Raw genomic sequence first — 24,710 nt, 5'->3', positions numbered from 1 at the left:
ATTACATCCGTTCGACGGTTTTGATCCCCAGCGTATCCAGCCCCTGTTTCAGGGTCTTCGCAGTGAGAGCCGCCAGCTGCAGGCGGCTATTGCGTACGGACGCCTCTTCAGCCGCCAGAATCGGGCAGTGCTCATAGAAGCCGGAGAAGAGTCCGGCCAGGTCATACAGATAAGCACACATAACATGCGGCGTACCATCACGCGCAACCTGCGTGATCACCTCTTCAAACTGCAGCAGGCGCGTGGCCAGCAGCGCTTCGCGCTCATCCGTCAGCGTAATCTCACCGCTCAGAGTCTCTGCATCCAGACCCGCTTTACGGAACACCGACAGGACGCGGGTATAGGCATACTGCATATAAGGCGCGGTATTGCCCTCAAATGCCAGCATGTTGTCCCAGTCGAAAATGTAATCTGTGGTACGGCTCTTGGAGAGATCGGCATATTTAACCGCGCCGATGCCAACAATTTCCGCCAGATCGGCCAGTTCCTGCGGCGACATCTCCGGATTTTTAGCGCTGACCAGCGTGTGGGCGCGTTCAACGGCTTCATCCAGCAGATCCGCCAGCTTGATGGTGCCACCGCTGCGGGTTTTGAACGGACGGCCATCTTTGCCCAGCATCATGCCGAAGGCGTGGTGCTCAAGCGGCACCGAAGCTGGCACATAGCCCGCTTTACGCACGATGGTCCATGCCTGCTGCAGGTGCTGATGCTGGCGCGAGTCGATATAGTAGAGCACGCGATCGGCGTGCAGCGTTTCATAGCGATATTTCGCGCAGGCGATATCGGTAGTGGTATAGAGATAGCCGCCATCCTTTTTCTGGATGATAACGCCCATCGGTTCGCCTTCCTTGTTTTTATACTCATCAAGGAAAACCACCGTCGCGCCTTCGCTGGTGACTGCCAGACCCTTTTCACGCAGGTCAGCGACAATGCCTGGCAGCATATCGTTGTAGAGGCTCTCTCCCATGACATCATTACGCGTCAGGGTGACATTCAGACGGTCATAAACCAGCTGATTCTGACTCATGGTGATATCAACCAGCTTTTTCCACATGGCGCGACAATACTCATCGCCGCCCTGCAGCTTGACGACATAGCTGCGCGCGCGCGCGGCGAACGCTTCATCCTCATCGTAAGTACGCTTTGCTTCGCGATAAAATGCTTCCAGATCGGCGAGAGCAATATCAGCATGATCTTCATTCTGCTGCTTTTCCAGATAGGCGATAAGCATGCCAAACTGCGTACCCCAGTCGCCTACGTGGTTAGCCCGGATCACATTGTGACCCAGAAACTCCAGCGTCCGCACCGCCGCATCGCCGATGATGGTGGAGCGCACGTGGCCCACGTGCATCTCTTTCGCCACGTTGGGTGCCGAATAGTCAATCACAATGGTTTGCGGTTCAGGTTTGCTGACGCCGAGATCGGGCTGCTGCAGCGCCTGCGCGGCCTGCTGTGCCAGCCACTGGCGATCGAGGAAAATATTGATAAAGCCAGGCCCTGCAATCTCGGTATGGCTGGCAATGCCGGTCAGATCCAGATGCTTCACCACCTGTTCAGCCAGCTGACGCGGTGCCTGGCCCAGCCGTTTTGCCGCGCCCATGATGCCGTTCGCCTGATAATCACCAAACTGGACTTTAGCTGACTGACGAACCAGCGGTTCGCAATCGTCGGGCGCACCCGCTGCACGCATCGCCTGACTGACTTTATCGGAAAGAAGAGCCTGAATATTCACCGCGTTACCTTCATATGCTGAAAAGGCCCGTCAGCAGAGGACGAGCCGATACCATCATCCCGCGCTTGTGTCGGGACGGAAAAAAAGAGAGGGGAAGTATACGTGAAATGTTAGGATGCGTCAGCAACAGCAGTCGGCCCGGACCGGTCGGCTGACGGCAAAACCGCGCGCCGATTAACGGCGGCGCGGGTGACGACGAGGGTTTTTGACGCTTTTGTCTTCACGCACCTTCCAGTGGCGGGAAATAGCGAATCCCGTTAAGGCGATGAGAACCGCGACAACAATGAGCATAGACATAGAGCCGTTCCTTATGAGGTAGAAACTCAAATTTATAAGAAAGGGGGGTTATCTGCAATTCATTGGCGGCCAAATAAGAGTTATCTCATTGTGTAAAGATTCGTTAATTTAATCATAAGCTTAGCTTGTTTTTATAAAGTTAAGCCTGGCCCTGATTGAGCGAATAATCTGAATGTAAGCCTGTTTTTATCCGGTTTTGACGGTTTTTATTGGCTAAATCGGATGAATCCGAAGGTTTTGCCTGGCTGAAAAAGCTGGCATATTGATTTTAATGATTAATTTCACTGAACAGACATAGAGGTTTCAGGTAATGAAGCTGGACTTTCCCCCGGAGCTGGATGACTTAACAGAAGATTTTTGCCGTTTTGAGCAGGCGCTGCAGGCTTTTTCTGCGCGACTCGGACTTTCACTGCAGGCAAAGGAGATTGATCATCTGGCCGTGCGCTGTCATCAGTTCGCTACCGCCGAACGCTGGAAGCGCGGTTTTTTGCAGATTGGTGAACTCTTTTCAGAAGCGATGATTAACGGTCGCCCGATCTGTCTGTTTAAACTGCGGCAGCCGGTTACGCTGGCAGGGCAGCAGATTGATGTGATTGAGTTGCCCTGGCCGGGCGCGAAGCTTTACCGGCACGAGGGCTGGGAACATATCGAAATCGTGCTGCGCGGTGAGCCGGAAACGCTGGGCATGCGCGCGATGGCACTGCTTTCTGATGCGGCATTGACGCAGCCCGGTATCTCTTTTAAAACCAGCGCGCCGCAGGGCGAGAATGAACGCCTGCCTAATCCTGTGCTGGCCGTCACCGATGGTGAAACCACGATTAAATTTCACCCCTGGCGACTTGAAGAGATTGTCGCCAGCGAGCGCGATTAACGCCGGGCTTCCACCGCCTGTTTCAGACGCGCTGCCGCTTCCTGCAGGGTGGCGCGCGTACAGCCAAAATTGAAGCGGACAAAGCGGCCATCGCCAAAATCGCCTCCGGGCGAGAAGCCGAGCCCGTACTGCTCAAAATAGCGCGCCGGGTTTTCACTCTGCAGACCGCTGGCGTCAATCCAGCCGAGATAGGTCGCGTCCGGCACAACCATATCGAGGCCGGGCAGGGCATCAATGCGGCTCGCCAGCCAGTCGCGGTTTGCGCGCAGATAGGCAATTTGCGCCTGTAGCCACGCATCACCCTCGCGCCACGCCGCTTCGGCGGCAACCAGTGCCAGAATATCCACGCCCGGCACGATCCCCTCACGCACCTGCTTAAAACGCCGGCGTAACGTATCATCGGGAATAATGGCCATAGAGGCTCCCAGACCGGCGATGTTGAAACTTTTAGAGGGGGAGATAAGCGTTATGCTGCGCTGTGCGGCATCCTCACTCAGCGCGGCAAACGGCGTATGCTGCACGCCCGGCGTAAGCACCAGATCGGCGTGGATTTCATCTGAACAGACGATAAGATCGTGGCGCTGTGCAAACGCGAGCTGGCGGGAGAGTTCATCGCGCCGGTACACCGTGCCGCCGGGATTTTGTGGGTTGCACAGCATCAGCAGTCGCTCGTTGCCTGTCATCTCCGCCCGATCGATGTCCATGACCCAGCGATCTTCTGTCCGCTGCAGCGGCAGACTGAGCTGCGCACGATCGGCCAGTCGGGAAGCGCCGCGAAACGGCGGATAAATAGGCGCAGGCGCCACGGTACGTTCTCCGGCTGCGGTAAAAGCACGCACGGCAATGTTAAGCCCGCTTACGACACCCGGCAATATCACTATCCATTCCGGCCTGATACTCCAGTTATAGCGCTCTGCCATACGCTGCACGATAATCTCTGTCAGTCCGGCAGGCGTGACACCGTAACCGAATACGCCGTGTGCAACTCGCTTTTGAATGGCCTCAATAATACAGGGTGGCGAGCGAAAATCGGTATCTGCAATCCAGAGTGGCAGCACATCACGGTCACGATATTTGTGCCATTTAAGACTATCACTGTGACCGCGGTCTATCCGTTGATCAAAATCGAATACCATAGTGCGCTTTCCACGTAAAATGAGTGAGTAACAGGTTAACCTAAGCTACCCCCTCTGAGCCAGCAGTCGTGATAAGGAGAAACCGATGACGAAACTGGAAATTTGTTGCTACGGCATTGATTGCGCAGTGACCGCCCAGCGCGCCGGTGCCGATCGCGTAGAGCTTTGCAGCGCCCCGCGCGAGGGCGGGTTGACGCCGTCAGCGGGCATGCTGCAGGCCGCGCTGCGCGAGCTGACTATTCCGGTACATCCCATCATCCGGCCACGCGGCGGCGATTTCTGCTACTCCCGTCTGGAGTTTGACATTATGAAATCGGATATCGCGCAGATACGCGAATGGGGCTTTCCCGGCGTCGTTGTGGGCATTCTGGATGAAGATGCGCATATCGATGTGCCGCGTATGCAGCAGATTATGCAACTGTGCGATGGCCTGGCCGTGACGTTTCACCGGGCGTTTGATCTGTGCCACAGCCCGAGGCGGGCGCTGGAGGTGCTGACCGATCTGGGTGTCGCGCGCATCCTGACGTCAGGCCAGCAGCAGAGTGCAGAAACAGGAATTGCACTACTCAGGGAACTTAATCAATTAAGCACGGGTCCAATCATTATGGCCGGTGCTGGTGTACGCCTGAGCAATCTGCAGAAGTTTCTGGATTGCGGCTTGCAGGAGGTGCACAGCTCAGCCAGTCGCGCTGTCGCTTCGCCTATGCGCTACCGCAAAGCAGGCGTTTCAATGTGCGCCGAAGCAGAAACCGATGAATTCAGCCGTTCCTGCGTTGATGGTGATGTAATAGAAGCCATGAAAAGCATGATGCAGATGAACGTCAACCGGGTCGCCTGATCCGCTATCGATTTTGCCGCACAGCACGCCACCAACCCTGACGTGATGTTTGCAAGTACCACGCCCCAGTCATTTGCTGGGGTTTTTTTTATGCCGTTAAGAACGCGCAGGTGAGCCGGCTGCCGGCAAACCTGGCCTGTTCTGCGGTTGATTCACTCCCTTTATATTTGCTACACCCGGCATAATTTTCTCCTCCGCCCGCCATTACCATAGCGATCTGGCGGAAAAGGTGCTTTGCTTAACAGATGGCTCCATGCGGATAACCCTATGAAATGCCACCTTTGTGCCACGCTGTTGCTGACATATTTAGCTGCCTGCCCGACGCAGGCGGCCACCGCTCCCTGTCCGCCGCTCAGCCACAACATCAGCAGCAGCAACCTCTGGATCCTGCTTGGCGGCGCGGCAAAAGGGGCGGTGCGGCAGGTTATTGCCGGGGAATTTGGTAAAGACGTTGACTCCCAGAAACGCGTGCTGGGCCAGTTTGACCGCTGCGGCGACCTGATGGTGGCTGATATCAGCTATGATAAGCGCGAGGGGAATATTGTGCTGAGCATGGAGCAGCATATTGCCCGCGTGCAGCGCGGCTGGGTAGCGGAGTATGCCTGGCGGGTTACTGCGATTAAGGCGGGGCGTGAAGAAGTGGTGGATCAGCGACAGGGTACGCTAAGCTGGCGTAAAGGGCCGCAGGGAAACATCATCAGCGCCACCGACAAATTTGTGAATATGGGCAGTAAGGGTTCCGCAGCGATCGCCTATCATTACGACCCGCGACTGCGGGTGCAGAAGAGCGTCACGCGCGGCAGCGATAAACAGAATAACGGTGAAAACCGCTGGCGCTGGAATGCGCAGGATCGGGTGGTTGAGACGCAAAGCGCGCGCAGTCGGGAGATCTGGCGTTACGATAAGCAGTGGCGCGAGCTGGGATTAAGCGGGCTGGCGACCACATCGGTCAGTACGCTTCACTCCACGGACACCTGTCAGCTCTGGGATGAAGCCGGCAACTGTACGCTGAGTTTTTTGCACGAAAAAGAGGTGTTTGCTAAAGGCACTATCGAGCGTCATCTTACCTCCGCCTATAAATATCAGTACTGGGATCGGTCAGCGAACGAGCAGTAGCAGGATAATGTCTGACGCGCCGCTTTGTAGGGGCGGCATTTATGCCGCCCTGGTTTCAGGCGCATCGAAACGTATAACCGCGATATATGATTCGGTCAGGGGCGCATGAATGCGTATAGCCGCGGTATAGGGTTCGGCCAGGGGCGCATGAATGCGCCCCCTACGTCATGTTGATGCCGTCGCGGCGCGGATTTTCAGGGCTTGCGGGCCACCAGCACGGCGCGCAGCGGCGCAGGGTATCCCTCAACCGTTTTGCTGCTATCGGCCGGATCGAGAAACTCTGCCAGCGACTCGCTGGTCATCCAGCTGGTGCGGCGCTGCTCTTCCACAGACGTGACCGCGTAGTCGGCAATGCGTACATCAACAAAACCGCACTTTTCCAGCCAGCCTTTCAGCGCTGCCGCAGAAGGAATAAAGTAGACGTTGCGCATCTGCGCATAGCGCTCACCCGGGACTAGGACAGCGTTTTCATCGCCCTCAATTACCAGCGTCTCCAGCACCAGCTCACCCTCGCTCACCAGCTGATTTTTCAGCTGCAGCAGATGATCGAGCGGTGAACGGCGGTGGTAGAGCACGCCCATTGAGAATACGGTATCAAACGCCTGCAGCGCGGGCAGCTGTTCAATGCCGAGCGGCAGCAGATGTGCGCGGCGATCGTCACCCAGCAGCTTGCGTACCGCTTCAAACTGGCAGAGAAACAGCTGCATCGGGTCGATGCCCACCACCATCTGCGCGCCAGCGCCCAGCATACGCCACATGTGATAGCCGCTGCCGCAGCCAACGTCCAGAATCGTCCGCCCGGCAAGCGGAGAGATATGGGGTAACACCCGGTCCCACTTCCAGTCAGAGCGCCATTCCGTGTCGATCGCCGTGCCGTAAAGCGCATAGGGACCTTTACGCCACGGCATCAGATTACGCAGCAGCTTTTCGATACCGGCGCGCTGACGATCGGTCAGATCGTCACGCTGCGCGCTGACGCTGTGCACCAGATCCAGCGTTTGCGGCGTCAGCGGCGGCAGATACTCCACCGCTTTTTCCCAGTTGCGAAAATGTCCGTGCAGATTGTCACGCTGCCAGGCTGCGATCTGCGCCGGCAGCACTTCCAGCCAGCTCGCCAGCGGGCCGGTGGCGATTTGCTGATAAAAACGGCCAAAGTCGATCATTTCAGCGCCACCAGTGAACCGAAGTTGAAGCACTGGAACCAGAGCTCTGCATGCGCAAAGCCCGCCGCTTTAAGACGGGCTTTATGCGTTTCCACGCTGTCGGTCAGCATGACATTCTCCAGCATGCTGCGCTTCTGGCTAATCTCCAGTTCACTGTAGCCGTTGGCGCGCTTGAAATCGTGATGCATGTTAAACAGCAGTTCGCCAACCTCAGCATCTTCAAAGCTGAATTTTTCTGACAGCACCAGGGCGCCACCGGGATTCAGGCCGCGGGCAATTTTTTCCAGCAGCGCAATGCGGGCGTCAGGCGCCAGAAACTGCAGCGTAAAGTTGAGCACCACCAGCGAAGCGTTCTCAATTTCGATATCGCGGATATCAGCCTCCAGCACCTGTACCGGCGTATCGGCACGAAAGGCGTCGATATGGCGGCGGCAGCGCTCAACCATCGCCGGCGAATTATCCACGGCAATAATCTGGCAGCCGGGTACGCGGATGTTACGGCGCACCGAAAGAGTGGCGGCCCCCAGTGAACATCCGAGGTCATACACCTGGCTGTCGGGCTGTACAAAGCGTTCTGCCAGCATACCAATCATTGAAATAATGTTGGAGTAGCCGGGCACCGAGCGCTGAATCATATCGGGGAAGACTTCAGCCACGCGCTCGTCAAAGGTCCAGTCACCCAGCTTATCGATAGGTGCGGAAAATAGCGTATCGCGGTCAGACATAATGGAAAATCCGAAGAGAAAAACGGAAAGGGCGCTATTCTGGCAGAAAGTCGCCTCTGCTGCACCCGTTTCCCTGCTCAGAACAGCGCGCTCTGCTGCGGCCACGCTGGCAGGTCGCACAGACCGGGTTCCAGCGCCTGCAGCTGTGGCCAGAGCGCCTGCACCAGCGGAAACACCTCTCCCATATCCGGCGTATGAATAAACAGCAGCGGATCGCTCTCTGTCTGCCACGCTGCCAGCTTGCTGCGCCACGGCGGAAAGAGGGCTTCGCTCTCAGCCACGCTATCGCTGCCGATAAACCGGACCATTGGCTGAGTGCCGGTGCGCACCGCATGCGGCGGCACGCGCGGTTTTTTCGCCCGCGCGTCGATAGCGGCAGCCGATTGTGAGGCAGAAGCGTGCACCGGCCGGCTGTCGAGCACCACGCGGTTAACGCCGCGCGCGTGCAGGCCGCGGTTTAACTGGCGCTCCGCCTCGCCACGGGCAAAAAATGCCTGATGACGCACTTCAACGCCATAGCTGAAGCTGCGCGGCAGGCTATCCAGAAAGCGCCACAGATCGTCAAGCTGCGCCGGCGAAAAACTGGCGGGCAGCTGCAGCCAGTATTGCCCCAGGCGCGTGCTGAGCGGATCCAGCAGGCGAAAAAAATCGCTGGCTAAATCATCACAATTGCGCAGCGCCGCCTGATGGGAGATGGTGGCGGGAAATTTAAAGCAGAAGCGGAAATCGTCATGCGTCATGTCGCGCCAGCGCTGCACCACCTCAGGTTTCGGCAGCGCATACAGCGTCGTATTTCCTTCTACGCAGCTAAACAGACGCGCATAATCTTCCAGCGTGTGCAGACCAAACTGTTTCCACTGCGGGTGATGCCATTGCGGTAAACCTATACGAAGCGTCAAAACGGACTCCGGATGCCGGTTAAAAGAGAAAGCGGGCAGAGGATAGCGCATAAATGCCGATGAATTAGCTGCTTTGCAGCAGCTCTACTTATCCTGCCTGGCTTTTTCCATTATAATAGCTGCCTTTTTTGCGGCAGCATCTTCAGAGGTTATGCGCCCTGATGCTGCCTGGCAGCAGCGGCGAAGTTAAAAGGATACGTTATGCGTACAGAATATTGCGGACAGCTCAACCTGTCTCATGTGGGTCAGCAAGTTACTCTCTGCGGCTGGGTTAATCGCCGTCGCGATCTCGGCAGCCTGATTTTTATCGATATGCGTGACCGCGAAGGGATCGCTCAGGTGTTTTTTGATGCCGATTATCAGGAGGCTTTCCAGCTGGCGTCTGAGCTGCGCAACGAATTCTGCATCCAGATCACCGGTACGGTGCGCGCGCGTGAAGAGAAAAACCGCAACAGCGATATGGCGACCGGCGATATCGAAGTGTTTGCGCACGCGCTGACCATCATTAATCGCGCGGAGCCGCTGCCGCTGGACTCCAACCAGGTCAATAGCGAAGAAGCGCGTCTGACCTATCGTTACCTCGATCTGCGTCGTCCGGAGATGGCACAGCGCCTGAAAACGCGCGCCAGAATCACCAGCTTTGTCCGCCGCTTTATGGACAGTGAAGGTTTCCTGGATATTGAAACGCCGATGCTGACCAAAGCAACGCCGGAAGGCGCGCGCGACTATCTGGTGCCAAGCCGCGTACATAAGGGCAAGTTCTATGCGCTGCCGCAGTCGCCACAGCTGTTTAAGCAGCTGCTGATGATGTCCGGCTTCGATCGCTACTATCAGATTGTAAAATGCTTCCGTGATGAAGATCTGCGCGCCGATCGCCAGCCTGAATTTACGCAAATCGACGTTGAAACCTCCTTTATGAGCGCGGAAGAGGTGCGGGAGAAAATGGAACGCCTGATCCGCGAGCTCTGGCTTGAGATCAAAGGCGTTGACCTCGGTGATTTCCCGCTGATGACGTTTGCAGAAGCGATGAACCGCTACGGCTCTGATAAGCCCGATCTGCGTAACCCGATGGAACTGGTAGACGTTGCCGACCTGCTGAAGAACGTCGAGTTTCAGGTCTTCGCCGGCCCGGCCAATGACGCCAAAGGACGGGTTGCTGCGCTGCGCGTGCCGGGCGGTGCGACGCTGACGCGTAAGCAGATTGATGAATATACAAAGTTTGTTGAGATTTATGGCGCACGTGGCCTGGCATGGATGAAAATCAACGCCCGCGCCAGTGGCGCTGAAGGCGTGCAGAGCCCGGTGGCTAAATTCCTGACGCCTGAGATCGTGGAAGCGATTCTGGATCGCACCGGCGCACAGGATGGCGATCTGATCTTCTTTGGTGCCGATCGCGCTAAAGTTGTGGCGGATGCGCTGGGTGCACTGCGCCTGAAAGCTGGCCGCGACCTGCAGATCACCGACGAGAAAGCCTGGGCGCCGCTCTGGGTCATCGACTTTCCGATGTTTGAAGAGGATGACGAAGGCGGTCTGGCAGCAATGCACCATCCGTTTACCTCGCCTAAATCGCTTACGGCGGAGCAGCTGGCAGCGGAGCCGACGCAGGCAGTGGCTAACGCCTACGATATGGTGATCAACGGCTACGAAGTGGGTGGCGGCTCTGTGCGTATCCACAACGGGACGATGCAGCAGACCGTGTTCAGCATTCTCGGCATTACGGCCGAAGAACAGCAGGAGAAGTTTGGCTTCCTGCTGAACGCGCTCAAATATGGTACGCCGCCGCACGCCGGTCTGGCGTTTGGCCTTGATCGTCTGACGATGCTGCTCACCGGCACCGATAATATTCGTGACGTGATCGCTTTCCCGAAAACCACGGCGGCAGCCTGTATGATGACGGAAGCACCAAGCCTGGCAAATCCAGCCGCGCTGAGCGATCTGGGCATTCAGATTGTCGCGAAGAAAGAAAAGCCAGAGCAGCAGTAATGGGCTTTAAACATCCGGTATCGGTGCTGGTGGTGATCTTTGCGCGAGAGACCGGCCGGGTGTTGATGCTGCAGCGGCGCGATGATCCCTGCTTCTGGCAGTCGGTTACCGGCAGTCTGGAGCCGGGTGAAACGCCGGCTCAGGCTGCAGCACGCGAGGTGGCGGAAGAGCTGGCGATCGATATCTGTGCCGAAGGGCTGCAGCTTGAAGATTGCCAGCGGCAGATTGAATTTGAGATCTTCCCGCATTTTCGTCACCGCTATGCGCCAGGCATAACGCATAATCGCGAGCACTGGTTCCGGCTGGCGCTGCCGGCTGAACGAATGCCGCCGCTGAGTGAGCATCTGGCTGCCCGCTGGCTGATCGCTGAAGAGGCTGCGGCGTTAACCAAATCCTGGAGCAATCGCCAGGCGATTGAAGAGTTTATCTGAGCGAGCGTCGCCGCGTGTTTTCCGGTGGCGACCAGGGAAAATTCCACACATTCGACGAAGCGTATTCCCTTCGTCCAACTATCGTGTGCTGTTTTATCAAACCGCACCGCTAACATTAGGCAGTCAGGCGTTATCGGCGCAGCGCAATTGTTCACCGTCAGCGCCGCCACCGCCGCGCAGATCTCTGCGTGCGGATAGTGCGGATGCTGCCGGGGATAAGAGCGCAGGCAAGATAGCCTGCACCCGTAAAAGATCGGAGAAAATGTAAGATGGCTGGTCACAGTAAATGGGCGAACACAAAACATCGTAAGGCGGCACAGGACGCCAAGCGCGGCAAGATCTTCACTAAAATTATTCGCGAGCTGGTCACTGCCGCGAAGCTGGGCGGCGGCGATGCGGGTTCCAACCCGCGTCTGCGCGCAGCGATGGATAAAGCGCTCTCAAATAACATGACGCGCGACACCATGAACCGCGCCATTGCACGCGGCGTCGGCGGCGAAGATGATTCCAATATGGAAACCATCATTTATGAAGGATACGGTCCGGGCGGCTCTGCGGTAATGATCGAATGCCTGAGTGACAACCGTAACCGTACCGTCGGGGAAGTGCGCCACGCCTTTACCAAAACCGGCGGTAATCTGGGCACTGACGGATCTGTCTCCTACCTCTTCAGCAAAAAAGGGGTGATCTCCTTTGCACCGGGTCAGGATGAAGACGCGGTGATGGAAGCGGCACTGGAAGCGGGTGCGGAAGATGTGGTGAGCTATGATGACGGCGCCATCGATGTCTTCACGGCGTGGGAAGAGCTGGGCAACGTGCGCGATACGCTGGAAGCGGGCGGCCTGAAGGCTGACAGCGCTGAAGTCTCCATGATCCCGTCAACCAAAGCGGAACTGGATGCGGAAACGGCACCAAAACTGCTGCGGCTGATCGATATGCTGGAAGATTGCGACGACGTGCAGGAGGTTTATCACAACGGTGAGATCTCTGACGAGGTGGCGGAAACGCTGTAATGGCGTGGCTATCTTTCCGGCAACCGGGGGCGTGCTGTGGCGATTATTCTCGGGATTGACCCCGGCTCGCGCATTACCGGCTACGGCGTGATCCGTCAGACCGGCCGTCAGCTGAGCTACCTGGGCAGCGGCTGTATCCGCACCAACGTGACCGATTTACCGGGACGCTTAAAGCTGATTTACGCCGGCGTCTGTGAAATCATTACGCAGTTTTCGCCTGACTACTTTGCAATTGAGCAGGTGTTTATGGCGAAAAATGCCGATTCGGCACTGAAGCTAGGCCAGGCGCGCGGCGCAGCGATTGTGGCCGCGGTCAATGCTGATTTGCCGGTGTTTGAATATGCGGCGCGGCAGGTCAAACAGACGGTTACCGGCACTGGCGGGGCGGAGAAGAGTCAGGTGCAGCATATGGTTCGCACGCTGCTGAAACTGCCGGCCAACCCGCAGGCGGATGCGGCGGATGCGCTGGCTATCGCTATTACCCACTGCCACGTGAGCCAGAATGCGGCGCGCATGAGTGACAGTAAACTGGTCATGACGCGCGGACGACTGCGCTCGGGTTAATCTGCCATCAGACGCGCTAACAGGCTGGATATGCATCCAGCCTTTTTTATGTTATACATAGCCGCTATCACACCGCCAGCGGCTGCGCTGGCCACAGGGAATACCCTGCACCGCTTACTCACAGATTAAGGAATTGCTCAGGTGATTGGTCGTTTACGAGGCAACATTCTGGAAAAACAGCCGCCGCTGGTGCTGCTTGAAGCGCACGGCGTCGGTTATGAAGTGCATATGCCAATGACCTGCTTCTACGAGCTGCCGGAGATCGCCCAGGAGGCGGTCATTTTTACCCATTTCGTGGTGCGTGAAGATGCCCAGCTGCTGTTTGGTTTCAACAGCAAACAGGAGCGCGCGCTCTTTCGCGAGCTGATCAAAGTCAACGGCGTTGGCCCCAAGCTGGCGCTGGCGATCCTTTCGGGCATGTCAGCACAGCAGTTTGTGACCGCCGTTGAGCGTGAAGAGGTCGCTTCGCTGGTGAAGCTGCCGGGTGTCGGCAAAAAAACCGCTGAGCGCCTGGTGGTTGAGATGAAAGATCGCTTTAAAGGCATGCATGGCGATCTCTTTGGCGGCGACTCAGCCTTTACGCTGACAACGCCAGCGGCCGCGCCGGAGAGCAACGACGCTGAAGCAGAAGCGGCTGCTGCGCTGGTGGCGCTGGGATATAAACCGCAGGAAGCCAGCCGCATGATCAGCAAAGTGGGCAAACCTGACGCAGACTGCGAGACCCTGATCCGCGAAGCGCTGCGTGCAGCTATCTGAGGTAACACATGATTGAAGCCGATCGCCTGGTCTCGGGCAGTTCATATAATGAAGAAGAGAGCCTGGATCGCGCTATTCGCCCGAAGCTGCTCGCGGAGTATGTTGGTCAGCCGCAGGTGCGCGAACAGATGGAGATCTTTATCCAGGCGGCAAAGCTGCGCGGCGATGCACTTGACCATTTGCTGATTTTCGGCCCGCCGGGGCTGGGAAAAACCACGCTGGCGAATATCGTGGCGAATGAGATGGGCGTCAATCTGCGCACGACGTCAGGGCCGGTGCTGGAGAAAGCGGGCGATCTGGCGGCGATGCTCACCAATCTCGAACCGCACGACGTCCTGTTTATTGATGAGATCCACCGTCTCTCCCCGGTAGTGGAAGAGGTGCTCTATCCGGCGATGGAAGATTATCAGCTGGATATCATGATCGGTGAAGGGCCGGCCGCCCGCTCAATCAAGCTTGATCTGCCGCCGTTTACCCTGATTGGTGCGACGACGCGCGCCGGGTCGCTGACTTCACCGCTGCGTGACCGTTTCGGCATTGTCCAGCGGCTTGAGTTCTATAACGTGCCGGATCTGCAGCACATTGTCAGCCGCAGCGCGGCCTGTCTCGGCCTGACGCTGAGTGAAGAGGGGGCGCTGGAAGTGGCCCGTCGCGCACGCGGCACCCCGCGTATCGCCAATCGCCTGCTGCGCCGCGTGCGTGATTTTGCCGATGTCCGTGCCGCAGGCAATATGAGCGGTGACGTGGCGGCCAGCGCGCTGGATATGCTGAATGTCGATACCCAGGGCTTTGATTACATGGACCGCAAGCTGCTGCTGGCGATTATCGATAAGTTTATGGGTGGCCCGGTAGGGCTGGATAACCTGGCGGCGGCAATAGGCGAAGAGCGCGAAACGATCGAGGATGTCATCGAGCCCTTCCTGATCCAGCAGGGGTTTATTCAGCGTACGCCGCGCGGCCGTATGGCAACGCAGCACGCTTACCGGCACTTTGATATCGTGCGTGAAGAGTAGTGTACAGCACGCGGGCAGACAAAAAACGGGCACCTCAGGTGCCTGTTTTGCATAGCTGAACGGATAACTCAGACAGCCGGTTTTTTTATCATGCTGAGTATAAACAGCACGGCGGCGCAGAGCACGACGGAGGGGCCGGCAGGGGTATCATAGGTGGCGGAGAACGTCAGGCCACCGGTCACGGCGATCAGTCCGGCGAGCGTTGCACAGCCCGCCATCTGTTCCGGAGAGCGCGAAAAGCGGCGCGCCGTTGCGGCAGGGATAATCAGCAGCGAGGTAATAATCAGCGCGCCGACAAACTTCATTGCAACGCCAATCGTCAGGGCGGTCACCAGCATCAGCATCAGCCGGGTACGCTGAATATTCACGCCGTCAACCTGCGCCAGCTCCGGACTGATAGTCATAGAGAGCAGGGCGCGCCACTGCCACGCCATCACCGCCAGTACAATGGCAACGCCGCCGCCCATCAGCCAGAGATCGTCTGGCGTAATCGCCAGCAGGTCACCAAACAGGTAGGCCATAAGATCAACGCGGACCCCCTGCATCAGGCTGACCACGACCAGACCAAGCGAAAGCGCGCTGTGCGCCATGATCCCTAACAGCGTATCAATGGCCAGATGCGGGCGACGTTCCAGCCATACCAGGCCGAGCGCCAGACAGATTGTCACCAGGATAACCGCGTAGTAAGGGTTAACGTTCAGCAGCAGGCCAAAAGCCACGCCCAGCAGCGAGGCGTGCGCCAGGGTATCGCCAAAATAGGACATGCGGCGCCAGACCACAAATGAGCCGAGCGGTCCGGCCGCCAGCGCCAGCAGCGCGCCGCCGAGCCAGCCGGGAAGTAATAATTCAATCATGACGGGCTGTTTCCTTTGCGTAAAACGATGCGTCCCTGTAAGTCGTGACGATGGTTGTGCTGATGCCGGTAAATGGCCAGCTGCTGCGCGCCGCGCGGACCAAACATGGCGATAAACTCAGGATGCTGTGACACCGCTTCCGGCGTACCGGAGCAGCAAATATGGTGGTTAAGGCACAGCACTTCGTCGGTTTTCGCCATCACCAGATGCAGATCGTGCGAAACCATCAGCACGCCGCAGTTAAGTTCGCGCCGCAGCTGATCGATCAAATCGTAAAGTGCCACCTGACCGTTTACATCAACGCCCTGGGTCGGTTCGTCCAGCACCAGCAGCTGCGGCTGGTTCAGCAGGGCGCGCGCCAGCAATACGCGCTGCGTTTCACCACCGGAGAGTTTCTGCAGCGGCGCCTGCAGCAGATGCCCGGCCTGTACCCGCTTCAGCGCCGGCAGAATATCGGCACGCCTGCTGCCGCCTGTCAGACGCATAAAGCGTTCTACGGTAACCGGCAGCGTGGGATCAATATGCAATTTTTGCGGCACGTAGCCAATACGCAGCCCCGGCGCGCGCTGTACGCTGCCGCGGTCCGGCGTCAGCAGACCTAAAACCGTTCGCACCAGCGTTGACTTGCCGGCGCCGTTAGGGCCCAGCAGGGTCAGAATCTTACCAGGCTGAAGCGTCAGCGAGATACCAGCCAGCACACGGCGCTGAGCAAAGGTCACTGAAATATCGTCAAGTGTAACAAGTGAAGACATATAATTTACGGGTTGCATTGAAATTAGAATGTTATAATATCACATTCCATCACCCTGTCACGATGGAATGACGCATTATGTTACACAATAAGCAGCGCCTGTTTTTTAGCCTTTCTGCCACCGCCGTTTTAGCCGCGCTTGCGCTTCCGGCCCACTCAGCGGTCGTCGCATCAATCAAACCGTTAGGATTTATCGCAGCGGCGATTTCAGAAGGCATTACGCCGGTTGAAGTATTGCTGCCGGATGGCGCCTCGGAACACGATTACTCACTCCGTCCTTCTGATGTAAAACGCATTAAAAACGCGGACTTAGTTGTCTGGATCGGGCCTGAAATGGAGGCTTTCCTGACCAAACCTGCCGCCGCTCTGCCCGCCAGCAAGAACCTGGAAATTGCCGCGCTGCCGGCAGTGAAATCTCAGCTGATTCGGGGCGGAGAAGAGGAGGATGAGCACGCAGAAGGACACGCCTCAGATAAGTCTGAAGATCAGGACTCCTCTCATACTCACCATCATCATGGTGAATATAACATGCACCTGTGGATGTCACCGAAGATTGCACAAGAATCCGCTGTTGCAATCCACGGAAAATTATTGGAACTTATGCCCGAAAGCAAAGCCAAACTTGACGCCAATCTGCAGCAGTTTGAAGCAGCACTGGCCGAGACGGACAAACACATTGGCGCGCAGCTTGCGCCGGTGCGGAACAAGGGTTATTTCGTTTTTCACGACGCGTATAGCTATTTTGAGAAACAGTACGGTTTGTCCCCCGCGGGACATTTTACCGTCAATCCTGAAATCCAGCCTGGCGCTCAGCGTTTACATCAAATACGAACACAGTTGGTTGAGCAAAAAGCCGTATGCGTTTTTGCTGAGCCACAATTCAGGCCGGCGGTCATCGATGCCGTGTCACGTGGCACCAGCGTACGCAAAGGCACGCTGGATCCATTAGGCATGGGGATCAGCTTAACCAAAGACAGTTATGTGAAATTCCTCTCACAGCTGTCAAGCCAGTATGCGAGCTGCCTGAATGGAGCATAGAGGAAAAGATAAAAGTGCAGCAGATAGCCCGCTCTGTCGCCCTCGCATTTAATAATTTGCCGCGCCCCCACCGCGTTATGCTGGGGTCATTAACCGTTGTCACACTGGCCGTCGCTGTCTGGCGGCCGTATGTCTATCATCCCCATGACGTTGCGCCGATTGTCAAAGAGATTGCGCTGGATAAAAACGCATTGCGCACTCTGCTGCCGGAAGCCAGCGAGCCTATCGATCAAACCACGGCCGAACCGGAAGAGGATTTGCCGGCGGACGACATCGACAAAGATGTGCCTGACAATCCCGATCAGCATGACTACACCATTTCATCTGGCGATACATTAAGCAGCGCGCTGAATCAGTATGGCATCGATCTCAGCGACATCAATGCGCTGGTGGCCAGTGATAAAGCGCTGCGCAATCTGCAGGTGGGCCAGCAGCTAAGCTGGACGCTGGATGCAGAAGGGCAGCTGCAGGCGTTTAGCTGGGAAATTAACCGCCGTGAAACCCGTACCTATGCGCGCCAGCCAAATGGCAGCTTCAGCATGCAGCAGGAGATGCAGAAAGGCGAATGGCAAAATAGCGTGCTGAAAGGGGAAGTGCGCGGCAGCTTTGCTGCCAGTGCGCAGCGTGCCGGTCTGAGCAGCGCTGAAACCAGCAACGTCATCAAAGCGATGCAGTGGCAGATGGATTTCCGCAAACTGCGTTCGGGCGATGAGTTCAGCGTGCTGATGTCGCGCGAGATGCTGGATGGCAAAAGTGCCCAGAGCCAGCTGCTGGGCGTGCGCGTGCGCAGCGGCGGCAAAGATTACTACGCTTTCCGCGCGGAAGATGGCAAGTTTTACGATCGCAGCGGTTCGGGTCTGGCGCGGGGCTTTATGCGCTTTCCAACGGTTAAGCAGTATCGCGTCTCGTCAAACTTTAACCCGCGCCGCCTTAACCCGGTAACCGGGCGCATCTCACCGCATAAAGGCGTCGACTTTGCGCTGCCGGTGGGGACGCCGGTGCTGGCCGTCGGCGATGGCGAAGTGGTGGTGGCTAAAAACGGCGGGGCTGCGGGCAACTACGTGGCGATTCGTCACGGCCGTCAGTATATGACGCGCTATATGCACCTGAGCCGTGCGCTGGTTAAGCCGGGGCAGAAAGTTAAACGCGGCGATCGCATCGCGCTCTCGGGTAATACCGGGCGCTCAACCGGTCCTCACCTGCATTACGAAGTGTGGATTAATAATCAGGCTGTTAACCCGCTGACGGCGAAAATGCCGCGTATGGAAGGGCTGACCGGGAAAGATCGCAGCACCTACCTTGCGCAGGTGAAAACCTGGCTGCCGCAGCTGGCGTTCTAAAAGCCCGGCGGCAAATAAACGAAAAACCGACGATTAATTCGTCGGTTTTTTGCTTTCAGGCGCGTGAAGATTGCAAAAATAGCTGCCGTCACTATTATTGAGCCGTCATTGTCAGAGGCGAGTGCATGGAAACCCGAAAAAAAAATAACAGCGAGTTTATTCCCGTTTTTCAACGTTCTTTTTTAAAACCTAAATACTGGGGAAGCTGGCTGGCGGTTGGTGCGCTGGCGGGCATGGCAATGCTGCCGCCACGCCTGCGCGATCCGGTACTGGGTAGCTTAGGCACCTTTGCCGGTAAGCTGGCAAAAAGTGCGCGACGTCGTGCGCTGATCAATCTCTATTACTGCTTGCCGGAACTGAGTGAAGCGCAGCGCGAAGAGATTGCTGACCGCATGTTTGCTACCGCGCCGCAGGCGATGGCAATGATGGCAGAACTCGGTATGCGCAACCCGGAGCGGGTGCGTCAGCGGGTAGAGTGGCACGGCCGTGAAATTATTACTGACTTACAGAATAACAATGAGAATGTGATCTTCCTGGTGCCGCACGGCTGGGGCGTGGATATTCCCGCCATGCTGCTGGCGTCGGAAGGGCAGATGATGGCAGCGATGTTTCACAATCAGAGCGATCCGCTGATGGATTATCTGTGGAACACCGTACGCCGCCGGTTTGGTGGCCGTATGCATGCGCGCAACGACGGGATTAAGCCCTTTATCGCCTCAGTACGTCAGGGCTACTATGGCTACTATCTGCCGGATCAGGATCACGGTGCTGAGCACAGCGAGTTTGTCGATTTCTTTGCAACCTATAAAGCGACGCTGCCGGCAGTAGGACGACTGATGAAAGTCTGCCGGGCGCGGGTAGTGCCGCTGTTTCCGGTATACAACAGTAAAACGCACCGTCTGGAGATCTACGTGCGGCCGCCGATGGACGATCTGGTGGATGCGGATGACACCACGCTGGCACGCCGGATGAATGAAGAAGTGGAGATTTTTGTGCGGCCGCATCCGGAGCAATATACCTGGATCCTGAAGCTGCTGAAAACGCGTAAAGAAGGGGATATCGAGCCTTACCGGCGTAAAGATCTCTATCCGCGTAAGTAGTTCAGTATGCTGCCGCTATGCACAGCGCGTAGCGGTAGCGCGCATTTATACGACCTCTTCAACCCTGCTCAGGCGCCTGCGCTCACGCAGAAACAGCGTAACCAGCGCAAACCAGAGCAGACCCGCAGCAAAATTCAGCGTACTGAACCACGGCGTCCCGCCGTGAAAATAGCCCGCCTTAGCCAGCTCAATGCCCGCCGCCAGCGTCAGGATACTGATCATTCCCAGCATGGCGGCAATACTGCCTTTGCCTTCACTGCTGGCGTAAAGCGTCAGGCGATAGAGACCGGCATTCACCATGCCAGCGCCGAACGCGTAGAGACTGAGTCCCGCGGTCAACAGCAGATAAGTATGGCTGTTCATCAGGTTGGCAATCAGCGCTATGCCGAGTCCGGTTAAGATGGGCCAGGCGGCCAGTTTTACCGGCTGTTCAATCGGTACGCGACCCGCCAGCTTGCCCAGCGTCAGATTGCCGGCAATCATAGCCAGAAATACCGGCAGCTGGAGCAGGGCGTAGTGCATGCGCGACAGGCCCTCATCGTGCATCAGGATCACCGGCGACAGCGCCACCCACGTCAGAATGGGAATAAACACCAGGCCAATAGCAAAGGAACCGTACATCACCTGTTTATCGCGTGCCAGACGGCCATAGCCGCGCGCCAGTACCGGCAGCGCCACGGAGCGACTGCGATCGCCTGCCGTTTCCGGCATAATGCGCCACAGCAAAATAAACGCTATCACGCTGCAGATCGCAAACAGCCAGAACATACTGCGCCAGCTGCCTGCGGTGAGCCATGCCGCCCCTGCCAGCGGACCGGCCAGCGGCGCCAGCAGCGCCACATTCGCCATCAGGGCCATGACCCGCACCGCAAGCGCCTCTTCAAACGCTTCCTGTACCGCTGCATAGCTGACGGCGCCAATAAAACAGAGGCTGATACCCTGAATAAAGCGCAGCGTGACAAACTGCTCAATCGTGCTGACCCAGGTGGTGAGGATGCAGGCGAGCACAAAAAACAGGATGCCGGAGAGCAGCACCGGACGCCGGCCATACTTATCCGATAGCGGACCCAGTAGCCACTGCAGCACCACGCCGCCCATCAGATAGGCAGTCAGAGAGGTGGAGACCCACTGCGGGCCGACTGCAAACTCCTGCGTGACCAGCAGCATGCCGGGCTGGATCATGTCATGAGCAATATAAGTAGCGAATTCAAACAGAACCAGCGCCAGTGGAAACAGCAGCGTGCGTCCGGTTAACCGGGCAATAGGTTGGTAGCGGGCCATCAAGCCTCCCTGAAAATGCAAAATAAAACGCGACCGCCAGAGCAGTCGCGTTTGTCCATTTTTACAGCCGCTACGCGTAACGCGTCGGGATTAGTCGACGCGCAGCACGCGGCTGGTGTTGGTGGTACCGGTTGCGCCCATCACATCACCCTGGGTGACAATCACCAGGTCGCCTGAGACGAGGAAACCTTTATCGCGCAGCAGATTTACCGCGTCGTGGGCGGCAGCCACACCGTCGTTGTTGCTGTCAAAATAGACCGGCGTCACGCCGCGGTAGAGAGCGGTCAGGTTCAGCGTCCGCTCATGGCGCGACATCGCAAAAATCGGCAGACCTGACGTGATACGCGACGTCATCAGCGCGGTACGGCCTGATTCGGTCATGGTAATAATGGCAGAAACACCCTGCAGATGGTTTGCCGCATACATAGCTGACATCGCGATCGCTTCTTCGACGTTATCAAACTGTACGTCCAGGCGATGTTTGGAGACGTTTACGCTTGGGATCTTTTCAGCGCCGAGGCAGACTTTCGCCATCGCAGAAACGGTTTCCGCCGGATATTGCCCGGCTGCGGTTTCCGCTGACAGCATCACGGCGTCAGTACCATCCAGCACGGCGTTGGCCACATCCATCACTTCCGCACGGGTTGGCATGGGATTGGTGATCATCGACTCCATCATCTGCGTGGCGGTAATGATGGTGCGGTTCAGCTGACGGGCGCGACGGATCAGCGCTTTCTGAATACCCACCAGTTCCGGATCGCCGATTTCAACGCCCAGATCGCCGCGCGCCACCATGACGACGTCAGACGCGAGGATAATATCATCCATTGCTTCCTGTGTCGCAACCGCTTCTGCGCGCTCCACTTTTGCCACCAGCTTTGCATCACAGCCGGCGTCGCGAGCCAGACGACGGGCGTAGTTCATATCTTCGCCATTGCGCGGGAATGACACCGCCAGATAATCAACGCCGATTTTTGCCGCCGTCACGATATCCAGCTTATCTTTTTCGGTCAGCGCTTCAGCAGACAGGCCACCGCCCAGCTTGTTGATACCTTTATTATTAGAGAGCGGCCCGCCGACGGTAACTTCAGTGAAGACTTTTACATCCTGCACCTCCAGTACCTTCAGCTGTACGCGACCATCATCAAGCAGCAGAATGTCGCCCGGGACGACATCTTCCGGCAATCCTTTGTAATCGATGCCGACTTTTTCTTTGTCGCCTTCACCTTTGCTCAGGTTCGCATCAAGCAGAAAACGATCGCCGACGCTGAGAAATACTTTCCCTTCTTTAAACGTAGAAACGCGGATTTTTGGCCCCTGCAGGTCGCCGAGAATAGCAACGTGACGCCCCAGCTTGGCGGCTATCTGACGCACGCGATCGGCGCGCTGCTGGTGATCTTCGGGCGTGCCGTGGGAGAAATTAAGGCGTACTACGTTAGCGCCTGCCGCGATGATTTTTTCAAGGTTATTGTCGCGGTCGGTAGCCGGGCCGAGGGTGGTAACAATCTTGGTTCTTCTGAGACGACGTGACGGGGATTTTGAGATGAAAGCTGTAGGGCTGGTCATTCGGTGATCCTTTTATTCTATCTGATTGATTGGCATTAAATTTACAATGCGCGTGTCTCTGTTTGGCTATTGATACTGCTTTCGGGATGGTGACGCAAAAGGGCTTGAAGTATTAACGCCAGGTAAACGCTTACACCTAAGGTACACCAAATGTCTTACCCTGTTAAGATGGGTCTGCTCAGACAAAGTCCGGAGTGATTCACCTCGCTAAAACGCGGCGCAGAGGAACCTGGTTTTCCTTTCGCAGTTTTAGCATGAGCGATAGCACAGCAGAGCAAAAATGCGCCTGAACGGCATCACTCTGGCATGAAAGCGCTTACATCAGGACAGTTTAGTAAAAATAGATTCTGCGAAGCACGCATACGCGCAGCGGCAGATAAATGTGAGGGTGAATTCTTTGTCATACTTCTGCAGCCCCCGTCTGTAACGACTGACGTCAACCCTGGTAAAGGGACGCCAGTTTGCCGGTTACGCAATGTCGCCATGAACAGCGGGACGCTCGCTTGTCCTGGCGCGGCGAAAAAAGTACATTGTGCCGTAAGAACATGACAATAAAGGTCCAGGATGGTGAGGATGCACATCCGGGAGATCCTGCAACGAGGAGAGGAAAATGGCGGTAACACAAACAGCCCAGGCATGCGATCTGGTGATTTTCGGTGCCAAAGGCGATCTTGCACGCCGTAAACTGTTGCCTTCGCTGTATCAGCTGGAGAAAGCTGGTCAGATCCACGATACCACCCGTATTATCGGAGTAGGACGTGCAGAGTGGGATAAAGCGGCTTACACCAAAGTGGTACGCGAGGCGCTGGAAACCTTCATGAAAGAGAAGATTGATGAAGCGCTGTGGGATAAGCTCAGCGGCCGTCTCGACTTCTGCAACCTCGATGTGAACGATACGACGCATTTCACCAAACTGGGTAAAATGCTCGACCAAAAAGAGCGCGTAACCATTAACTACTTCGCCATGCCACCGAGCACGTTCGGTGCCATTTGTGAAGGGCTTGGCGCAGCGAAGCTGAACGCAAAACCTGCCCGCGTGGTAATGGAAAAGCCGCTGGGTACCTCGCTGGAAACCTCGCGTGAAATCAACGACAGCGTGGGTAAATTCTTTGACGAGAGCCAGGTATTCCGTATTGACCATTATCTGGGCAAAGAGACGGTGCTGAATCTGCTGGCGCTGCGCTTTGCTAACTCAATCTTTGTGAATAACTGGGACAACCGCACCATCGACCACGTGCAGATCACCGTGGCAGAAGAGGTGGGGATTGAAGGCCGCTGGGGTTATTTTGATAAAGCGGGCCAGATGCGCGACATGATTCAGAATCACCTGCTGCAGGTGCTGACCATGATTGCTATGTCACCGCCCTCCGATCTCAGTGCAGATGCAATCCGCGATGAGAAAGTAAAAGTACTGCGTTCACTGCGCCGGATCGATCAAACCAACGTGCGTGAAAAAACCGTACGCGGACAGTACACGGCAGGATTTGTACAGGGTAAAAAAGTACCGGGCTACCTGGAAGAGGAGGGCGCTAACAAGCAGAGCGCAACCGAGACTTTCGTGGCTATTCGCGTTGATATCGATAACTGGCGCTGGGCGGGCGTACCTTTCTATCTGCGCACCGGCAAACGTCTGCCTTCTAAATGCTCTGAGGTCGTCGTCTACTTCAAGAACCCGGAGATGAACCTGTTCAAAGACTCCTACTCTGAACTGCCGCAGAACAAACTCACTATTCGTCTGCAGCCGGATGAAGGTGTGGATATCGAGATCCTTAACAAGGTGCCGGGGCTGGATCACAAGCATAAGCTGCAGACCACCAAGCTGGATCTCAGCTATTCAGAAACCTTTAACCAGTCACATCTGGCGGATGCCTATGAGCGTCTGCTGCTGGAATCGATGCGCGGCATTCAGGCGCTGTTTGTCCGTCGCGATGAGGTAGAAGCAGCATGGAGCTGGGTGGATTCGATTATCGAGGCCTGGAATGCGGATGGCGACGCCTCTAAACCGTATCAGGCGGGTACCTGGGGCCCGGTGGCTTCCGTTGCGATGATCACCCGCGACGGCCGTTCATGGAACGAATTTAGCGAGTAATCGCCCGTCGTACGGATGCGCTATTCAAACTCAGCCAATACCTCTGCCATGCAGGGGTATTTTTTTGCGCCGCGTGCGGCAACGCTCATAGCAGAGAGAGTCCACAGCAGCATCGTCACGTGGTGCTGCATAGACGCAAAGCCGTTTTATCTTG

Annotated in this window: 23 protein-coding genes; 13 read left to right on the top strand and 10 right to left on the bottom strand. The window is 56.6% G+C overall.

The features are described from left to right. Position 1 precedes the first annotated feature (1 nt). Together argS and AC2CF9_RS03485 are read right to left on the bottom strand one after the other, a co-directional pair. Entirely contained in the window at positions 2–1,732 is a 1,731-nt protein-coding gene (argS, locus tag AC2CF9_RS03490; RefSeq protein WP_484556257.1) for an arginine--tRNA ligase, read from the bottom strand. 174 nt (positions 1,733–1,906) lie between these two features. Continuing rightward, a complete protein-coding gene (locus AC2CF9_RS03485; RefSeq protein ID WP_255402039.1) occupies positions 1,907–2,029 on the bottom strand; it encodes a hypothetical protein in 123 nt (40 codons plus the stop codon). Between the two features lie 310 nt (positions 2,030–2,339). On the opposite strand from AC2CF9_RS03485, the gene AC2CF9_RS03480 reads away from it, so the two are divergent. Next, a complete protein-coding gene (locus AC2CF9_RS03480; RefSeq protein WP_484556256.1) occupies positions 2,340–2,900 on the top strand; it encodes a VOC family protein in 561 nt (186 codons plus the stop codon). On the opposite strand, the gene AC2CF9_RS03475 is transcribed toward AC2CF9_RS03480, so the two are convergent. Further along, positions 2,897–4,036, bottom strand: a complete 1,140-nt coding sequence (locus AC2CF9_RS03475) for a MalY/PatB family protein (protein ID WP_484556255.1) — start codon at positions 4,034–4,036, stop codon at positions 2,897–2,899. The two genes, AC2CF9_RS03480 and AC2CF9_RS03475, sit on opposite strands and share 4 nt — an antisense overlap. A gap of 85 nt (positions 4,037–4,121) precedes the next feature. On the opposite strand from AC2CF9_RS03475, the gene cutC reads away from it, so the two are divergent. Together cutC and AC2CF9_RS03465 are read left to right on the top strand one after the other, a co-directional pair. Then, positions 4,122–4,874 (top strand): copper homeostasis protein CutC, encoded by a 753-nt coding sequence (cutC, locus tag AC2CF9_RS03470; protein WP_150016315.1) that lies wholly within the window; start codon positions 4,122–4,124, stop codon positions 4,872–4,874. Positions 4,875–5,141: 267 nt separating this feature from the next. Continuing rightward, on the top strand, positions 5,142–5,990 hold the full coding sequence (locus AC2CF9_RS03465) for a hypothetical protein (protein ID WP_484556254.1): 849 nt from the start codon (positions 5,142–5,144) through the stop codon (positions 5,988–5,990). A gap of 194 nt (positions 5,991–6,184) precedes the next feature. On the opposite strand, the gene cmoB is transcribed toward AC2CF9_RS03465, so the two are convergent. The 3 genes from cmoB to AC2CF9_RS03450 form a co-directional block, all read right to left on the bottom strand. Beyond that, positions 6,185–7,153, bottom strand: a complete 969-nt coding sequence (cmoB, locus tag AC2CF9_RS03460) for a tRNA 5-methoxyuridine(34)/uridine 5-oxyacetic acid(34) synthase CmoB (protein WP_484556253.1) — start codon at positions 7,151–7,153, stop codon at positions 6,185–6,187. Continuing rightward, positions 7,150–7,878 (bottom strand): carboxy-S-adenosyl-L-methionine synthase CmoA, encoded by a 729-nt coding sequence (gene cmoA / locus AC2CF9_RS03455; RefSeq protein WP_039385978.1) that lies wholly within the window; start codon positions 7,876–7,878, stop codon positions 7,150–7,152. Before cmoA ends, cmoB begins: the two co-directional genes overlap by 4 nt. Positions 7,879–7,955: 77 nt before the next feature. Beyond that, entirely contained in the window at positions 7,956–8,777 is an 822-nt protein-coding gene (locus tag AC2CF9_RS03450; RefSeq protein WP_150016312.1) for a DUF72 domain-containing protein, read from the bottom strand. Positions 8,778–8,978: 201 nt separating this feature from the next. Here AC2CF9_RS03450 and aspS point away from each other — a divergent pair, with 201 nt between their 5' ends. From aspS to ruvB, 6 genes are all read left to right on the top strand, one after another. After that, on the top strand, positions 8,979–10,760 hold the full coding sequence (gene aspS / locus AC2CF9_RS03445; RefSeq protein WP_150016311.1) for an aspartate--tRNA ligase: 1,782 nt from the start codon (positions 8,979–8,981) through the stop codon (positions 10,758–10,760). Then, a complete protein-coding gene (gene nudB, locus AC2CF9_RS03440; RefSeq protein ID WP_484556252.1) occupies positions 10,760–11,191 on the top strand; it encodes a dihydroneopterin triphosphate diphosphatase in 432 nt (143 codons plus the stop codon). Before aspS ends, nudB begins: the two co-directional genes overlap by 1 nt. Positions 11,192–11,460: 269 nt before the next feature. After that, positions 11,461–12,204 carry a YebC/PmpR family DNA-binding transcriptional regulator gene (locus AC2CF9_RS03435; RefSeq protein ID WP_039384891.1) on the top strand — a complete coding sequence of 248 codons (744 nt, stop codon included), beginning with the start codon at positions 11,461–11,463 and terminating at the stop codon, positions 12,202–12,204. A gap of 36 nt (positions 12,205–12,240) precedes the next feature. Beyond that, complete coding sequence (gene ruvC / locus AC2CF9_RS03430) at positions 12,241–12,768, top strand: crossover junction endodeoxyribonuclease RuvC (RefSeq protein WP_039384890.1); 528 nt, start codon at positions 12,241–12,243, stop codon at positions 12,766–12,768. 141 nt (positions 12,769–12,909) lie between these two features. After that, the gene (gene ruvA, locus AC2CF9_RS03425; RefSeq protein ID WP_071668889.1) at positions 12,910–13,524 is read left to right on the top strand and encodes a Holliday junction branch migration protein RuvA; all 615 of its coding nucleotides are present in this window, start codon (positions 12,910–12,912) and stop codon (positions 13,522–13,524) included. 8 nt (positions 13,525–13,532) lie between these two features. Next, positions 13,533–14,537, top strand: a complete 1,005-nt coding sequence (gene ruvB / locus AC2CF9_RS03420; RefSeq protein WP_065649104.1) for a Holliday junction branch migration DNA helicase RuvB — start codon at positions 13,533–13,535, stop codon at positions 14,535–14,537. A 68-nt stretch (positions 14,538–14,605) separates the two neighbouring features. On the opposite strand, the gene znuB is transcribed toward ruvB, so the two are convergent. Continuing rightward, positions 14,606–15,391, bottom strand: coding sequence for a zinc ABC transporter permease subunit ZnuB (znuB, locus tag AC2CF9_RS03415; protein ID WP_094111065.1), 786 nt, complete (start codon positions 15,389–15,391; stop codon positions 14,606–14,608). Beyond that, entirely contained in the window at positions 15,388–16,143 is a 756-nt protein-coding gene (gene znuC, locus AC2CF9_RS03410; protein ID WP_039385977.1) for a zinc ABC transporter ATP-binding protein ZnuC, read from the bottom strand. The genes znuB and znuC overlap by 4 nt, the downstream gene beginning before the upstream one ends. Before the next feature lie 77 nt (positions 16,144–16,220). Between znuC and znuA the strand changes: the two genes are divergently transcribed. The 3 genes from znuA (at position 16,221) to lpxM (ending at position 19,620) form a co-directional block, all read left to right on the top strand. After that, on the top strand, positions 16,221–17,180 hold the full coding sequence (gene znuA / locus AC2CF9_RS03405; protein ID WP_484556251.1) for a zinc ABC transporter substrate-binding protein ZnuA: 960 nt from the start codon (positions 16,221–16,223) through the stop codon (positions 17,178–17,180). A 14-nt stretch (positions 17,181–17,194) separates the two neighbouring features. After that, complete coding sequence (gene mepM, locus AC2CF9_RS03400; protein ID WP_150016307.1) at positions 17,195–18,520, top strand: murein DD-endopeptidase MepM; 1,326 nt, start codon at positions 17,195–17,197, stop codon at positions 18,518–18,520. Between the two features lie 125 nt (positions 18,521–18,645). Continuing rightward, entirely contained in the window at positions 18,646–19,620 is a 975-nt protein-coding gene (gene lpxM / locus AC2CF9_RS03395) for a lauroyl-Kdo(2)-lipid IV(A) myristoyltransferase (RefSeq protein WP_150016306.1), read from the top strand. Positions 19,621–19,665: 45 nt separating this feature from the next. Here the strand turns inward: lpxM and AC2CF9_RS03390 are convergent, their stop codons facing one another. Together AC2CF9_RS03390 and pyk are read right to left on the bottom strand one after the other, a co-directional pair. Continuing rightward, the gene (locus tag AC2CF9_RS03390) at positions 19,666–20,901 is read right to left on the bottom strand and encodes an MFS transporter (protein WP_150016305.1); all 1,236 of its coding nucleotides are present in this window, start codon (positions 20,899–20,901) and stop codon (positions 19,666–19,668) included. 90 nt (positions 20,902–20,991) lie between these two features. Next, on the bottom strand, positions 20,992–22,467 hold the full coding sequence (pyk, locus tag AC2CF9_RS03385; protein ID WP_052246499.1) for a pyruvate kinase: 1,476 nt from the start codon (positions 22,465–22,467) through the stop codon (positions 20,992–20,994). Positions 22,468–23,077: 610 nt separating this feature from the next. On the opposite strand from pyk, the gene zwf reads away from it, so the two are divergent. Then, entirely contained in the window at positions 23,078–24,556 is a 1,479-nt protein-coding gene (zwf, locus tag AC2CF9_RS03380; RefSeq protein WP_150016304.1) for a glucose-6-phosphate dehydrogenase, read from the top strand. Positions 24,557–24,710 lie beyond the last annotated feature (154 nt).

Source organism: Pantoea sp. SYBGC1, from assembly GCF_057197005.1.
This window is presented reverse-complemented; position numbering and strand designations above follow the sequence as displayed.